The sequence below is a fragment of the Dysgonomonas sp. 521 genome (genome assembly GCF_010501055.1).
GTDB lineage: Bacteria > Bacteroidota > Bacteroidia > Bacteroidales > Dysgonomonadaceae > Dysgonomonas.
Genome location: NZ_QVMO01000062.1, coordinates 1 through 15,031, shown reverse-complemented (window position 1 = coordinate 15,031; position 15,031 = coordinate 1). Strand labels below are relative to the sequence as shown.

At 46.6% G+C, this 15,031-nt stretch carries 13 protein-coding genes and 1 tRNA gene; 6 read left to right on the top strand and 8 right to left on the bottom strand.

Annotated features, from left to right (window positions below):
* Positions 1–3: 3 nt before the first annotated feature.
* From D0T84_RS15780 to D0T84_RS15770, 3 genes are read left to right on the top strand one after another with little or no spacing between them, the layout of a single operon-like run.
* Positions 4–438 (top strand): phage holin family protein, encoded by a 435-nt coding sequence (locus D0T84_RS15780; RefSeq protein ID WP_163308827.1) that lies wholly within the window; start codon positions 4–6, stop codon positions 436–438.
* Positions 425–946, top strand: coding sequence for a glycoside hydrolase family 108 protein (locus tag D0T84_RS15775; RefSeq protein ID WP_163308826.1), 522 nt, complete (start codon positions 425–427; stop codon positions 944–946). Before D0T84_RS15780 ends, D0T84_RS15775 begins: the two co-directional genes overlap by 14 nt.
* On the top strand, positions 943–1,347 hold the full coding sequence (locus D0T84_RS15770; RefSeq protein ID WP_163308825.1) for a hypothetical protein: 405 nt from the start codon (positions 943–945) through the stop codon (positions 1,345–1,347). Before D0T84_RS15775 ends, D0T84_RS15770 begins: the two co-directional genes overlap by 4 nt.
* Positions 1,348–1,473: 126 nt before the next feature.
* Here D0T84_RS15770 and D0T84_RS15765 read toward each other — a convergent pair whose 3' ends face one another.
* A complete protein-coding gene (locus tag D0T84_RS15765; RefSeq protein ID WP_163308824.1) occupies positions 1,474–2,211 on the bottom strand; it encodes an XRE family transcriptional regulator in 738 nt (245 codons plus the stop codon).
* 285 nt (positions 2,212–2,496) lie between these two features.
* On the opposite strand from D0T84_RS15765, the gene D0T84_RS15760 reads away from it, so the two are divergent.
* Entirely contained in the window at positions 2,497–2,832 is a 336-nt protein-coding gene (locus D0T84_RS15760) for a hypothetical protein (protein WP_163308823.1), read from the top strand.
* Positions 2,833–2,948: 116 nt separating this feature from the next.
* Complete coding sequence (locus tag D0T84_RS15755; RefSeq protein WP_163308822.1) at positions 2,949–3,554, top strand: hypothetical protein; 606 nt, start codon at positions 2,949–2,951, stop codon at positions 3,552–3,554.
* A gap of 155 nt (positions 3,555–3,709) precedes the next feature.
* On the opposite strand, the gene priA is transcribed toward D0T84_RS15755, so the two are convergent.
* From priA to D0T84_RS15720, 7 genes are all read right to left on the bottom strand, one after another.
* The gene (gene priA / locus D0T84_RS15750) at positions 3,710–6,151 is read right to left on the bottom strand and encodes a primosomal protein N' (RefSeq protein WP_163308821.1); all 2,442 of its coding nucleotides are present in this window, start codon (positions 6,149–6,151) and stop codon (positions 3,710–3,712) included.
* A 6-nt stretch (positions 6,152–6,157) separates the two neighbouring features.
* Positions 6,158–6,775 (bottom strand): porin family protein, encoded by a 618-nt coding sequence (locus D0T84_RS15745; RefSeq protein WP_163308820.1) that lies wholly within the window; start codon positions 6,773–6,775, stop codon positions 6,158–6,160.
* Between the two features lie 271 nt (positions 6,776–7,046).
* Positions 7,047–8,183: a dTDP-4-amino-4,6-dideoxygalactose transaminase gene (rffA, locus tag D0T84_RS15740; RefSeq protein ID WP_163308819.1), complete on the bottom strand. Its 1,137-nt coding sequence runs from the start codon at positions 8,181–8,183 to the stop codon at positions 7,047–7,049.
* A 192-nt stretch (positions 8,184–8,375) separates the two neighbouring features.
* Positions 8,376–10,178, bottom strand: coding sequence for a hypothetical protein (locus D0T84_RS15735; RefSeq protein ID WP_163308818.1), 1,803 nt, complete (start codon positions 10,176–10,178; stop codon positions 8,376–8,378).
* Positions 10,179–10,181: 3 nt separating this feature from the next.
* Positions 10,182–13,178, bottom strand: coding sequence for a tetratricopeptide repeat protein (locus D0T84_RS15730; RefSeq protein ID WP_163308817.1), 2,997 nt, complete (start codon positions 13,176–13,178; stop codon positions 10,182–10,184).
* 261 nt (positions 13,179–13,439) lie between these two features.
* Positions 13,440–13,967, bottom strand: a complete 528-nt coding sequence (locus tag D0T84_RS15725; RefSeq protein ID WP_163308816.1) for an NUDIX domain-containing protein — start codon at positions 13,965–13,967, stop codon at positions 13,440–13,442.
* 69 nt (positions 13,968–14,036) lie between these two features.
* Positions 14,037–14,609, bottom strand: coding sequence for a DUF3109 family protein (locus D0T84_RS15720; RefSeq protein ID WP_163308815.1), 573 nt, complete (start codon positions 14,607–14,609; stop codon positions 14,037–14,039).
* Between the two features lie 267 nt (positions 14,610–14,876).
* Between D0T84_RS15720 and D0T84_RS15715 the strand changes: the two genes are divergently transcribed.
* Positions 14,877–14,948, top strand: a tRNA-Arg gene (locus D0T84_RS15715).
* The last annotated feature ends 83 nt before the right edge of the window (positions 14,949–15,031 follow it).

The window sequence follows — 15,031 nt, the reverse complement described above, 5'->3', positions numbered from 1 at the left end:
ACGATGACATACACAGATAGCTTTTTAATAGGGCTGCTCGATTTTTTTATTTGGGCAAAGTGGTTTATGATACTCGCTTTTGCTCTTACCATGGCAGACCTGAAATTCGGTATAGCAGCTTCAAAATACAGGAGAGAGGAAGTGAAAAAATCGAGAGCTGTCAGACGCACCCTTGATAAGATATGCAGTTATGTCCTTTGGATTGTTGTCGCCTATACATTCGGTCAGGCTTTCGGGCTTCCCTTTGGCATTGAGTTGCTCCCCATGCTAATACTATTAGTCATTTACGGCGTTGAGCTGGAGAGCATCTATGTGAACTACTTCGCATCTAAAGGCCGGAATGTGAAAGTAAGCATACTGAAATACTTTGGCCGGAAAGTAGACATAATAGAGATTGACGACCAAAAGGAAAGCGAGGCTAAAGATGGCGAAGGTTGAACAGTTAGTACCATTTATATTAAAGTGGGAAGGAGGCTATGTGAACGACCCCGACGACCTTGGCGGAGCCACTAACAAAGGCATCACCATAGCCACCTACAGGTATTACCGCAGGCTGAAAGGATATAAGAAAACCACCGTAAGCGACCTGAAGAATATCTCCCATGACGAATGGACAGACGTGCTGAAAACCCTCTACTGGGACAAGTGGCGCGCCGATGACATACTCAGCCAACCGATAGCCAATATACTTACCGACTGGGTATGGGCATCGGGAGGGTACGGTATAAAGCTGCCGCAGAAGCTGCTGGGCGTAAAGGCAGACGGCATCGTAGGGCCTGTGACTCTGGGCGCTGTAAATGCTTATGACGATTGCCGCGAGCTTTTCGGTAAGATAAGGCAGGAGCGTATTGCCTTTGTAGAACGGATAGTGGCCAGCCGTCCGGCCAACAAAAAATTCAGGAGAGGCTGGCTCAACAGGATTAACGATTTAAAATTCGATGAATGATGATAAGACTTTTTTTGCGGAGCACCGCGGGCATATTTGCCTGCCTGCTCATCGGCACATTCATTTCGTGTAAGACTAATACCGTATACGTGCCTGTGGAGACTATCCGTATAGAATACCGGGACAAGCTACTGCGCGACTCGGTGCGCCTCTACGATTCCGTCTTTGTTATGCTGGGAGGTGATACCGTCCGCATCGAAAAGTACAAATACCTGTATCGCGACCGTCTGGTAAGGGATTCCATATTCAGGACAGACACCATCTCCGTGCCCTACCCCGTGGTAGAGGTGCAGCAGGTGAACCGCCTGACGTCTTTCCAGTCGTTTCAGGTATGGTGCGGGCGTATCCTGCTGATGCTGATACTGATTTGTCTGGCGTACCGTTGGTTGAGGAAAAAATGATTGAAAATACAATTTACAGAAAAGGGGCTGCCGCAAAAGTCGGGCAAGCCCCTTTTTATCCTGCCTTCCGGGCAGCAGCACGCTATAGCAGATGCTATTGAGGATTCACACCAGGCACATCTTCCCTTACATCATATTCGACACCCGTTGTATAATATTGAACATCTGCCGTATATCGTTGAAGCTCAGTTCGAAGTCGGAGTATTCGGGCGAAGGGTTGAGCGAATGGCAGGTAATAGTTCCCCTTTCCATGTCCTGAGCTGTGATCTGCTTGCAAAGGATGGTATTGTCCAGCACGATGACCCAGTTGGGGTATTCGTTGGTGTGCAACTTGTCTTTCCAGTGTTCGGCGCTGAGTTCGCGTCCCAGTACGATGTCGCCGTTGCCGAGGCTCTTGCGCGTGTCGTCGTCCATACTGTCCCCCTTTATCTCAAAGGCCATATAGCAGCCGTGCCCTATCTGGTCTACGATGAAGTTGTACTCGTCGAGCGGTTCGCTAAAGTCCGCGTCGCGGTATTCGTCTATATATTTGGCATACGCCTTTACCGGCACAAAGGGAACGCGCATCAGGTACTTGCCGTTGGCTAGCTTGAAGTATTTCACTCCCGCTTTGGTTATCAGGTAAGGCTCGTCTTTGCCCGCATCGGCCTTCATCATCGGGCCTTCTTCGCTCAGCAACCAGCTGGAGCTTATCTGTGGCAGGCGCGCCAGTATCTTCTCTATCACTTCCAGCCCTATCTTGCGGTTGCCACTTATCCAGTTGCTGGTGGTATTCGGTTTTTCGTCGATAGCTTTCGCAAAATCAAGATTCGAACCCTTAAACAAATCTTCCCTTATCTTCCGTATTCTCTCATAAATTTCCATAATTCACTCATTTGTGTATTTGTTTATATTCGTTTTTGTGACTTTTACTGCTCTTTATCGCTTGTTTACGCACTTTACTTTCTGCTGTGAGAAAAAGATTTGAATTGTTTTATAGAAAATTCTTCATTACATCCCTTTTCAATACAAGGTTAACGTTAACTAACTAAAATATTCACATATGCGTGTATTGTATATTCACAAAAATGTGTATATTTGTATTGTGAGCGTAATTAATTACCAAATAAAAGAAAATAAATACAAACTGACAATTAAAATAGAATAAAAATGGGAGCACTCAAAATTGACTGCTATTGCAATGAAAAGCAAATGGCTGGCTTGGTCAAGGCGGTAACAAGCCATTTGTATGATTCCGACAGGTCGGAGATAGCCGACTTCGATGATGTGATAAACAATGTGCGGGTGTGTGTAGCCTTCGATACATACATGGATATGGTACAGCTCAAAACCTCGGAAGTGCTTGACAACGATTGGGATTTACTCTATGAAGACTCAGCTGTGCTTACCTCACGCCTGCGCACCGTTGTGAATAATTACAACCGCAGTGAACGCGAAGCGTGTGAACAATCGCAGGCTATACGATACGACAAGTACACGAGTTAAGCTCTCCAACTTCCCCAAAAGGGGAGGCTTAGAGCAAGCTATAAGGAATTATTAACTAATACTCTCTTTGTAGTCCCCCTATGGGGGATTAGGAGGCAATTCTTAATTAAAAAAACATGCTGTTATTCAATACAAAAAAAAGCAATAAAGGGAAAAAATATTTCAGTAAGAAACGCGATCTGTCGGATGCCGTATTTGCCGAAAAGGCGGAGGCCTTCAACAGCTGGTTTGCCGAAAATAACCGCAAGCTGGTACAGTACCTCAAGGTGCGCCGTGCCTACGACTGCGATGTGTTTAACGACTGCTACCTGAAGGTGTACGAGAATATTCTTTTTTCGGGCAACAAGGTGGAGAATTACATGCATTACTTCATCCGCTCATACTATACCAATATGATGGCGGACGGCATAAAGCAAAACCGCTACTGCGAGCTGAAACCTCACTACGACCAGTCGGACACTGACGCGGTTTCCAGCCTCGAAATTGAGCTGGAGCAGCAACGGCTCGAATCGGATATAATGGCTTATGTGTATGAAAACTACGATATTTGCGACTTTGAGCTTTTCAAGATGTACGTTACTCTCAAGCCCGCGATCAACTATTATTCGCTTGCCGAAATCACAGGGCTAAAAGCGCATAATATACAGCGCACCATCTGCCGTATCAAGAAAGGGGTAATGAAGAATAAGGATTTTTCGCGCCGCCGAAGGGAATTGGCGTAGGTGGTGACAGTTAGCTGTCAACAGTTAACAGTTAACAGTTTGCAGTCAGCGGTTTGTCGTCAGCGGCCAGTGGAGAGCTATAGGCAGTGAGTGACATTTTGGGTAAATGATATGTTCATAGTTTGTAACAGTGGTGCGGGCTCAGCTATTATTCTTTACATCGGATCCACATCGTAATGCAGCAGTATGGATTTGAAGGCGGGATTGGCGAATACGACAGACTGGTGGTGGTATATGCTCTCACGCACCTTTTGTATAGAGGCTCTGTTTTCTATCTTGAGCAGGATGTGGCGGATATATAACGATTGGATGCGGGATACAGGTGGTTTGCCGGGTCCCAGTACACGTTCGCCAAAGGTATTCCTCAATGCTGAGGCAAACTCCCGCGCGGCACTGTCGGTCAGGTGCTCGTCCCTGCCACGTACAATGATATTTATCAGGCGAAAATAGGGCGGGTAGCGGAAAACCTTCCGTTCCTGCATCTGCATTTCGAAAAAAGATTCATAGTCGTTTCTTTTCACCGAGCTGATCAACGGGCTTCCCGGATGTGAGGTTTGCAGGAAGACGAGCCCCTGCTTGTTCTTGCGCCCTGCGCGTCCGCTTACCTGCGTCATTAGCTGGAAAGCGCGCTCGTATGCTCTGAAATCGGGGTAGTTGAGCATATTGTCGGCATTGAGTATGCCCACGATGCTTACATTGTCAAAGTCGAGCCCTTTGGATACCATCTGTGTACCGATGAGGATATTGGTCTTGTTCTGCTCAAAGTCGGAAATAATACGTTCGTATGACCTTTTTCCGCGGGTGGTATCCAGGTCCATGCGTGCTACGGAGGTCTTAGGGAAGAGTTGGGTTACCTCTTCTTCTATACGCTCGGTGCCGTAGCCCAGCGTGTCCAGAGTGGGCGTTTCGCATTCGGGGCAGATGGCAGGTATCTCGTATGTAGACCCGCAGTAGTGGCACACCATCATCCGCTGCCCCTTGTGGTAGGTAAGGCTCACGTCGCAATGGTGGCAGTGTGGCGTCCACGAGCAGTTTTTACATTCGAGCATGGAGGCAAACCCGCGCCTGTTCTGGAACAGGATTACCTGTTCTTTCTTGCTCAGAGCTTCCTTCATCCCCTCTATGAGGGGAGGGGAGAGCAGTGACTTCATCTGCTTTTTCCTCCTCAGTTCCTTTATATTGACTACGGCTATTTGCGGCAGTTCTATATTTTCATATCTTTTGGTAAGCTTCACAAGCCCGTATCTGCCCGAAAGGGCGTTGGTATATGTCTCCAGTGCCGGAGTGGCCGTTCCCAGCAATGTTTTTGCATTGCATAGCGATGCCAGTACGATGGCGGCGTTGCGGGCATTGTAGCGCGGCGCAGGCTCTTGCTGCTTGTATGAGCTTTCGTGCTCTTCGTCTACAATGACCAGCCCAAGGCTGCTAAAGGGCAGGAACACGGCAGACCTCGCACCCAGCACAACCTGTATTTCCTTGTTTTTTAGGAGGTTGTTCCATATTTCGGCACGCTCGTTGTCATTAAATTTTGAGTGATAGACCGCCAGCTTGTTGCCGAACACGGCTTTCAGCCTGTTGGTAATCTGTGTGGTAAGGGCTATTTCGGGCAGCAGGTACAACACCTGTTTGCCTTCGGCGATAGCCTCTTTGATGAGTTGTATGTATATTTCGGTCTTTCCGCTGGAGGTGACGCCGTATAATAATGTAATATCCTTTTCTTCTAACGATTCTTTTATTTCATCGAAAGCCTTTTGCTGGTATTGGTTGAGGTCAAAGGCAGCGTCTATATTCGTTTGCCCATAGTCGAATCGGCTCACTTCGTGTTCGTATGTTTCCAGATAGCCTTTTTTCAGCAGTTCGGACAATGCGGCGGATGAGGCTCCGGCTTCGTCCAGTAATGTTTTTTTCAGTACAAGGGGAGTTTTTCCGTTCAGGCACAGGAATATGGAGAACAGGTGCTGCTGTTTCTTAGCCCTGCCCAGTTCGTCTATAATGGCGTTTAACTCGTCTTCGGTGTAATGCTTCGCAAGCCGGATGGCTGTCTGGCTTTTAGCCGTGTAGTGGTCTTGTATATTTTCGCTTATGTAAGCTGCCTGTTTGTCTACAAGCGATTTTATGGCGGTTACGGCATTCGACAGCCCCGATAGTTTTTCTATCTCGGCTATGGTCTTTGCCCTGTCGGGCGACAGGCAGTAAAATACTTTCTGCTCCTTGGTAGTCAGGGGATTGCCGTCCTCGAAATCAGGATTGAGTAGTACCAGTGTCTCGCTTTCGAGTTTCAGAGCCGAGGGCAGCGCCGCCCTGTACACATCGCCCAATGAGCACATATAATACATAGCCACCCATTCCCAGAACTTAAGCTGGAGAGGGGTGGCTATAGGATATTCTTCGAGCACGGTAACGATTTCTTTTACCGGCTGCTCTAATGTTTCTTTTTGGTAGGTACGGAAGACTATCGCTGTGTAAAACTTTTTTTTACCGAACTGTACAATTACCCTGCTTCCTGCATGTACGGAATTGATCGCTTCCTGCGCAACGGAGTAAGTGTAAAGCCCTTGCAGTGGTAAAGGTAGTATTACATCAGCATATAATGTCATTCATATTTAGAATAAATAACCTACAGATATAGTCCAGGTATTGCGTCCTATTTTTTTGAAATTTTTGTCAAGACTGTCATAGTCATATGCGTCTCCGAATCTGTAACGGTAGTTGACTCCTACATCAAGGTGGCTAAGCACGCTCACTCCGGCACCGAAGTCGAGCCCTTTCTGCAATTTTTTTGGTTTGTATTTGTCTCCATCTATAGTAAGTTCGCCGCCACTGATTCTGGCGTTACCGAATACACCTCCCGAAATATAGATGCCGGCAACACCTAAAAGCGAAAATCGTTGTTTGAGGAGAATAGGTACGCTTACATAACTCATGTTTGAGATGTCGCCTTTTACGCCTGTTTCAGAGTCTTTTACGTCAAAGCCTCTGTTTCCGTAGTACACGCCGGATTCTACACCGAAACCTGTTAAGGGAACCTTTAGTTCCACTACTCCCCCTATGCGGAAGCCTACGCGGTTTTTCACGTCAAATACTTCGGTGCTCACTTTCGGGCTGGCTACATCGAGCCCCCCTTTTATACCGTATCTGAAAAGCTGAGCCGAAGCTGTATTTATACTCAATACACTGATAACTGCAAGTAATGCGAGTGATAATAGATGTTTTGTTTTCATTATTTCATTATTTAATTATCTATTTTATAACATATATTATTAGGTGAAAGTTTTTCAGGGTTCTTTATTTTACTTAAACGGGAATTTCCAAAAGTGCTGATAGGACGAATGTATTTGTTTGAATTCCTATATTTTGCGTTTATGTACTATTTTATAAGTTACAAAAATAGTTAAAAAAAGGATATGAGAACTATGAAAACTAATTTAATAACGCAAATGTATTCCTCTTTATTATCAGAGCCTTCTCCGGTACAGGGCTAAACCTGTATGTTCAGAGCGAATGGCAGATTTCACTGATGATATATTTTATATTTTCGTCCGTCAGCTCATAAAAGAGCGGCAGGCGTACTAATGTGTTGGTATACCTGTCGGCCTGCGGTAGGGCACGCCCGTCGTGTTTGTCCAGATAGTAAGGGCTCGAGTGCAGGCTTATATAGTGGAAAACACTGGATATATCTTTCGTTTTCAGATGGTTTATTATCCGGGTGCGCTGTTCGAGGCTTTCACACAGCAGGTAAAAAGTATGCGCGTTGTTAGTCGAATATTCGGGTGTAGCGGGCAGCCCTATGTTATTGGCCGCTGCAAAGTCGCAGAGTCCTTCATAATAGGCAGTCCATATTTTCATTCGCCTGCTCTGTATGTCGTCCATGTTTTCCACTTGCGCCCACAGGAATGCTGCGATGATCTCCGAAGGCAGGAAGGAGCTTCCCATATCTACCCATCCGTATTTATCTACTTCGCCACGGAAGAATGCCGAACGGTTTGTTCCCTTTTCCCAGATGATTTCGGCTCTCTTTTCCAGTAGTTTGTCGTTGACGACAAGCATTCCTCCTTCGCCCGAAATAATATTCTTTGTTTCGTGGAACGAAAAGGCGGCCAGATGCCCGATAGAGCCGAGCGGTTTCCTGTTTCCGTCTTTCGCTACGTAATAGTTGTCTATCGCCTGCGCGGCATCTTCTATCACAAAGATACCATACTTCTCTGCTACCTGCATTATCTTATCCATGTCGCACGCAAAGCCCGCGTAGTGTACAGGTACGATGGCTTTGGTGGCAGGGGTAATGAGTTCCTCTATCCGGTCGGCATCCATGTTGGGGTTGCCTTGCATGGAGTCGGCGAATACGATTCTGGCTCCACGCAATACAAACGCGTTTGCCGTGCTCACAAAGGTATATGACGGCATGATAATTTCATCGCCCGGCTGAACGTCGATCAGTATGGCGGCCATTTCGAGCGCATCGGTACATGAGGTGGTAAGCAGGCATTTGCCGAATCTGTATCTTTGCTCAAAGAACGACTGGCACTTCTTGGTAAAGTTGCCGTTTCCTGCCAGTTTGCCGGATGCCATTACCTGAGATATATAACTGGTTTCGTTTCCGGTCTGGTATGGTTTGTTGAATGGTATCATCTTCCGAAAAAATTTGTGCAAAGATAATAACTAATAGGATAGGTTTGCCGATAGGGTATGATATTTCGGGGCAGGGATATGAAAAATATTGTTCTTTTCGATGGTTGTAGGGGCAATCCTTGTGATTGCCCGGTGTTTGGAGAGGGGCAGGGACAAGCCCTGCCTCCTGTAGAGTATTTGCCGGCTGATTTGTTAGAACCTGAAAGCTACCCCTCCCAGAAAATTGAATCCCTGCAAGGTATAACCATACTGAAGTTCATATTTCTGAAACAGGAGGTTGTTCAGGCGGGCATTAACGGATACCCAGTCTGTAATTTTATACTCGGTCCTGAAGTTAAGCTCGTTCACATCTTTCATCTCAGCCACCTCCCATGCAGTAGCTCCCGCGCTCGTATGAAGGGCTTTTCGTCCGCCTGCATACATATAGTTCAATGACAGTAGCAGGTTGTTTACCGGTTTCACATCGGCGTTCAGTTCGGCTGCGAATGTAGGGCGTCCCCATGCTTCTGCTTGGGGTAACGCTTCGGTATCTACCACTTCCACGTAAGGGTCATGGTATTTGGTGTCGTAGAAATATCCTGTGATACGTGCCGACAGGTCGGTGTAGGGTATCAGGTTGGTTTTGAGCAAACCGCCCACATGCCCTGTGGATATATTGGCGTAAACCGGACTGCCTACATTTCCCCAACCGTCAGAAAAATAGCTGTACGCGTACAGGTGGTCGCGGCGTGTGTGCTTGTATCCGGCAAAGATGTCGAACTCGAAGCCATTGACTACTCCCGAACGGAAACCTATCTTGGCATCGTAGTATGTTTTGGAATATTCTATACGGGTGCTTGGGTTCACATAGCGGTTTTCCTGTAAGATGTCGAGGAAAGTATTGTCGTTTACCCCGCCGCCCACTTCGGCATAGAAGGTATTTACCTCGTTCACCCTCACGCTGGCTTTTACATTGGGCGAAATGGCAAAGGCTGTCTTTACGTCAAACAAGGCACTCAGGTTTACACCCAGATCGGCGTTCCAGTTTTCTCCCTGAAACTTGATATATGGCGTACCTGTAATGTTGGTATATCCATGATGGGCATCTTCCAGATAATCGGGCTTACGGCTGAACGACTGGTTCATCACCATCCCTTTGATACCTACCTGCTGGTCGGCTCCGAACTCGGTATATAGGTTTATATCAGCATTGATGATACCGCCTTTTACCCCATCGTCATCTTTGCTGATGGCGTATTTGCTGGTAAAATAATTGTAGCTTACGTTTCCTTCATACATTATGTCCCCTAGGTTTTTATCGCTCGATTTCAGCCCCATTCCTATTTTGAAAACGTTCACGCCTTGCTTGGTATCCATATCGAAGGGATAGGATATGGAAGATTCTACCGGTATAAAACTGTTACCGTAATAATTGTAAGATGTATTGTAAAACGATGCCCCGAATGACAGTACAGACGGGTCGAATGTATGCTGGTAATTCAGGTTGAGCCCCAGGTTGGCATATTTTGCTTTGGCTTCTTTCTGTGCGTAACGGTCGCCGTCTATATAGTCTACCGTTCCGTCGGTAGCGGTATATGTACCGAAGAAGTCGAGCCTGTCGCGTTCGCCGTTTACGAGCCTGTAGCCGAGCGCGCCTTCGATGTTGCCGTAAGTGCCTGCTCCAAAGATGAGGTAGCCCCGTTTACGGTCGAAAGCGACATCCGTTTTTATATCTCCCGATTCGGAAGCACCCAGCTTGTTGTGTTGTAGGGTGACCTGTGGGGTGGTGCTCACAAATTTTATTTCTTTCGCCCTGATGTCGGGAGTATAAATATTTGGCTGTGTATTTATCTTCGACGCGCTTTGCATGGTAGGTACATAGTCGCGTTCGAGCATTACCTGGCGTATGATTGTCGAATCTTTCTGGGCCGAAGCAGTGAGGCTTACAGCTGCCAGCCCTATGACCAATATTGATTTATATTTTATTTTCATATTCTTCTTTTCTGATTTGTTCATAAGTTATTTTAAAGCTGACAAGCGTTCGTTTATCATTGCCTTAATATCGGCTTCGCCCCCTTTGTAGTTTGCCTGAAGGCTTTCGAGGTACTGGCGTGCCAGGAATTTATCGCCTTTGGCCGCGTAAGAGTCGGACAGTACGATCACAGCGCGTGCCATCCAGTACTGATGAGGTGTTCCTTCTTTCATAAAGGCAAGCACTTGTTTTTCGGCCTTGTCGTAAGATTTCCATTTATAATACATATCGGCAAGCAGGAACTGCGATTGCGCGCCATATTCGGTACGCGTGTCTTTTGCCACTATCTGGAAGTCTGCCGCCGCTTCGTCTACTCTCTTCAGGTTCATATAAGATTGCCCGCGGTAGAAACGTGCCTCGTTAGCTACGGCCGGCGCCACCTTAGTGCCTTGTAGTATCTTGTTTGCTGCCGCCACCACTTCGTCGTCCTTCTTTGTAAGGTAGGCGCAACGCAACATTCCCAGTTGGGCGACGTCTTTGCTGTCGGTAGTGGAAGCCACCTGGTTCAGATGTGCGTATGCTGTGTAGGCCGCATCATAGTTTTTGCGGTCATACTCTATCCCTGACACGTATATCAGCGCGTTGGATATGTATTTAGGATTATTCGACTTAATCACATCGTTGAAGTTGCTCAGTGCCGTGCTGAAATCTTTGGCTTCGAAAGCGATGCTTCCCAGATAGAAATGGGCGTCGCTGGCGAATACTCCATTGGGATAAGATTGCAGGTACTTGCCGAATGCCGATTTCGACTCGTCTTTGCGTCCTTTCATATATACGCTTTCGGCGGCGAGGTAGGTCAGTGAGTCCTGACGGCTGGCCGACAGTATTGTTCCCCTGCCCAGCGAGTTGACGTAAGACGCGTAAGCGCCGATGTCGTTCATGTCCTTATACACGCCTTCGAGGCTTTGTATGGCTGTGCGGGCTTCTTCCGAATTAGGGTAGTTGGCTACGACCTGCTTGTAGGCCTCTGCTGATTTACGCGGGTTGTTTGTATTGAAATATAATTGCCCGAGCTGAATACCTGCCTTTTGTGCGATGTTCGATTTGGGACGCTCTCTGAGCAGTTGCTCGAGTACGGAGATCGCGTCTTGCTCCCTGTCCAGCATAACCAGTGCGCGGCTTTTCTCGTACAGGGCATCGTCATAGTAGTCCGAGTCGGGGTACTTAGACATCATACTGTTCAGTGCGCTTACCTTACCGTTGTAGTTGCGCTGTAATCCCATGACGAAGGCTTTCTGGAATTCGGCATAATCGGCACTTCCCGGATTGGCCGAAACGGCTTGTGAATAATACCTCTCGGCTTCGGAGAAGTTACGGTTATACAGGTTAATGTCGCCGATACGGTTTAGCGCATCGGTATAGTTAGGCGACTGGCGGTTTTTTTCGGCCGAAACGTATTTCTTGAAATTATTTATTGCCGAACTGTAATTTCTTTCCTGAAAATTGGAGTATGCCAGATTGTACAGCGCCAGAGCATAGTTTTTCTGCGACGAAGATACCTGCCCGGCATAAGTGGCGTAATCGCTTGCAGCCGAACGGTAGTTACCGTTGTTGTAAGCAAGGTCGCCGCGCCAGAAGTAGGCTTCGTTCTTTACATCAGCGTTATAGTTTCCCATATTGATAGTGGCGTTGAAGTCGTTGGCGGCAAGGTCGTAACGCTTATCTATTGAGTTTTGTACGCCCGACTGGAAGAGGATTATCTGTTTGGCTTCCAGTATCTGGCGGTCGGGCGATTTTATATTGTCTATAGCAGCGAGTGCTGTCTTGTAATTTTTAGACGATAGCAATGTAGAAGCCAGGGCGCCGCTCACATCGCTTGTATATTTCGAGTTAGGATATTCTTTGAGGAAGCGTTGCGATGCTGTGATAGCTTCGCCGAATGCCGCACCTCCGTCACGGTTGCGTATCATCACATTGTTGTATAGCGCCTCTTCGCTGATAGATCGGTCGAAGGCGGAACGCGCGGCGGCTTCGAAAGCCATCACGGCGTTTTGCGTATCATTCAGCTTGAGGTACGATTGCCCGAGCAGCATTTGCCCGGCCTGCCCCAGTTTGTCTGTTGTGGAGGCTACGTCTTTGAGGGCTTTTGCTGCATTGGCGTATGCCCCGGTCTGGTAATAGGCTTCGGCTAGTTGGTACATATCTTCGCGAAAAGGCGTAGCTGTCGTTTCGCGGTACTTTTCGTAATTCCTGATGGCGTTCTGCGTGTTGCCCAGGCGGTAATAGCTGTTACCCATCAGGCGGTACACTTCTCCTGTGTTTTTACTGTTGGGATATGACGATATAAAGTCCTGCCCTTCGGTAATGGTGCCGTTGACGTCTCCTTGCAGGAAGGCGCTTTGCATCAGGAAGAAGGTGGCGTTTTCTTTGTACTCAGGCCTGTTCTTCAGCCGCTTGAATGTAGGTACTGCCTGATTGTATTCCCCATCCTGAAAATTGGCGTAGGCAAGATAGTAAGATGCCGGTTCGCTGTACTTCTTACTGTTGCGTGTGAGCAGCCCAAAGTAGTTTTTGGCATGTGCCCTGTTGCCTGTTTGCAGGCAGGAGTATGCCATGCGGTAACTGTAATCTTCCTGCTCGTCTACCGCGAGGTAGTCCACATCCGCCTGCGAGAGCCAGTATGATGCCTTGTTCCAGTTTTTTTCGTTGAAGTGCGTGGTACCTATAAAAAATGAGATCTGATTGCGGTGGTACGATTCCGGGTATTGGTCAAGAAATTTCTTGAGCATTATTCCGTCACCCGCTTTCCCCTGATAGAACAGGGAGCTGACAATCATATATTCGGCTTCTTCGATGAGTTTCGCATCTTCCGACTGATCTCTGAATTGTTGCAGAGAGTTGATAGCTCCTACATAATTATTGTTCAAAAACATCTCTTTACCTTGCGAAAAGAGCCTGCCGGGCAGTTCCGTATATGCGGACTTCTGGGCATATCCCAACTGCAAACCCGACGCAAGAATTATTACTAAAAGCAGTTTTCTCATATTTTCATTTTTTGTAAGGTCGCAGACCTTTTTTATTTATTATTATCTTTTCCTTGTTTCATCGGTTTGTAAATCCTAAATGGCAAGTATTTATTGAAATTGTATAATAAAAACTCCGTGTTACTCCTTATTACTCTGTGGTTAAAATATTCTCTCGTTGGCGCGGACATCTTGTCCGTGTTTCTATCCTTTTGCTTCGCAACACACACAGACTGAAGTCTGCGCGAGCAGGGATAAACTCCGTGTTGTTTTTTATCGTTACTATTTCAAATCGTCCCTGTTACTTATTTCCTTTATCACTTCTTTTACCGAGCGTAACCCGAACAGTTCGGGATTTAAGTCCTGCATTTTTATAAATTGCAGTTTCTCTACATCGTCTTCGGCTTTCAGGTTGCAGGTACTGCCTGTTTTGCATAAGTAGACGAGGTCGAGCGTATGCACCTCAAAACCCGAATATATGTATGTATTGGGTATAGAGAACAGGTATTTCGCTTCGGAAACATCCAGGTTTGTTTCTTCTTTAACCTCTCGTATAACAGCTTCCTCCCCTGTTTCGTTCATATCAACAAATCCGCCGGGCAGGTCGAAGGTGCCTTTAGCCGGCTCGTATGCGCGTGTTGCTACCAGCAGCTCATTCTTTTCGTTAACGATAATGGCTATGGTAGACGAACTGGGATTGAAGTAGTAGACAAAACCACAGTTCTCACATCTTTTCGATTTAAAATTGTTTTCAACAAAACGGCCGGAGCCGCATTTCGGGCAAAATTTGAACTGATGTAGAGGATGCATTTATTCTTATAAATTAGGGCCCCTCCCCAGAGGGGAGGCCTATTCCCCCTCCGGGGGTAAGGGGGCTTGTTATTGCTTTTTGTATTCTTCGGCTACGAGCATAAGTTCTTTATACCAGTCTTCCCCGAAGCGCCGTATAAGCGGCTCTTTAAGAAACTGGTATATTTTGAGTCCTTCTTTATTTCCCAGCAGCACGGCGGCTTTGCAAACGCTCCAGCGATGATAGTTCACAGCCGTGAAGTCTTTGTACTTTTGTAGGCGGATGGGATATAAATGGCAGGATATGGGCTTGTAGAAATCGGTGAGCCCTTCCCTGTATGCTTTTTCGATGGCACATTTGCAAATACCCTTTTCGTCGTAATAGGTAAAAACACAGTCCTTGTCATTGATTATAGAGGTAACCATATCTCCGTCGCTGTCTCTGTAGGCTACGCCTTGTTGCCGGATAACGGCTTGTGCGGCAGGGGATAGGTCGTCCCAGACCCGGGGTAGCAGGTCTTCAATCTTTTTCACTTCGTCTTCTTCGAGAGGCGCGCCGGAGTCTCCTTCTACACAGCATTCGCCTTTACACACCGACAGGTCGCACAGGAAGTTTTCTTCTATTATGTCTGAGGCTATTATCGTGTCCTTTATCTGAAACATTTATTAATCTCGCTTTTTAAATTGTTTAGCAAATATAGTGAAAGCCGAGTGCAATCAAGCTTGCTTGAAATTGCCGAGGCGCATCCTATATTCTGCAAATATAGATGTTTTTATAGCAGTATACAATCGGCAAAACTTCTATTTGATTAAAAAACAAGATTTCTTTAACACTATTTGATTAAAACGTAAAATCTATTTGTCAGATGTCGGAAATTCTGTTATTTTTGCACTGGTTTTACTGTTTGCTTAAAAACAGAGGTTAAATATGGCGCGATAGTTCAATGGATAGAATAGAAGTTTCCTAAACTTTAGATCCGGGTTCGATTCCCGGTCGTGCTACTGGGAAACCCGCCTGGAAAGGCGGGTTTCTTTGTTTATAAAGGGTTTGAGGGTGTTTCTGTTTTCTGAAACTATCTATATTT

Excerpts from the sequence above, each read along its gene's own strand:
- D0T84_RS15760 (WP_163308823.1), top strand. The coding sequence starts at position 2,497 with ATGGGAGCACTCAAAATTGACTGCTATTGCAATGAAAAGCAAATGGCT.
- D0T84_RS15725 (WP_163308816.1), bottom strand. The coding sequence starts at position 13,967 with ATGCATCCTCTACATCAGTTCAAATTTTGCCCGAAATGCGGCTCCGGC.
- D0T84_RS15755 (WP_163308822.1), top strand. The coding sequence starts at position 2,949 with ATGCTGTTATTCAATACAAAAAAAAGCAATAAAGGGAAAAAATATTTC.
- D0T84_RS15730 (WP_163308817.1), bottom strand. The coding sequence starts at position 13,178 with ATGAGAAAACTGCTTTTAGTAATAATTCTTGCGTCGGGTTTGCAGTTG.
- D0T84_RS15765 (WP_163308824.1), bottom strand. The coding sequence starts at position 2,211 with ATGGAAATTTATGAGAGAATACGGAAGATAAGGGAAGATTTGTTTAAG.
- rffA (WP_163308819.1), bottom strand. The coding sequence starts at position 8,183 with ATGATACCATTCAACAAACCATACCAGACCGGAAACGAAACCAGTTAT.
- D0T84_RS15745 (WP_163308820.1), bottom strand. The coding sequence starts at position 6,775 with ATGAAAACAAAACATCTATTATCACTCGCATTACTTGCAGTTATCAGT.
- D0T84_RS15770 (WP_163308825.1), top strand. The coding sequence starts at position 943 with ATGATGATAAGACTTTTTTTGCGGAGCACCGCGGGCATATTTGCCTGC.
- D0T84_RS15720 (WP_163308815.1), bottom strand. The coding sequence starts at position 14,609 with ATGTTTCAGATAAAGGACACGATAATAGCCTCAGACATAATAGAAGAA.
- D0T84_RS15735 (WP_163308818.1), bottom strand. The coding sequence starts at position 10,178 with ATGAACAAATCAGAAAAGAAGAATATGAAAATAAAATATAAATCAATA.
- D0T84_RS15780 (WP_163308827.1), top strand. The coding sequence starts at position 4 with ATGACATACACAGATAGCTTTTTAATAGGGCTGCTCGATTTTTTTATT.
- priA (WP_163308821.1), bottom strand. The coding sequence starts at position 6,151 with ATGACATTATATGCTGATGTAATACTACCTTTACCACTGCAAGGGCTT.
- D0T84_RS15775 (WP_163308826.1), top strand. The coding sequence starts at position 425 with ATGGCGAAGGTTGAACAGTTAGTACCATTTATATTAAAGTGGGAAGGA.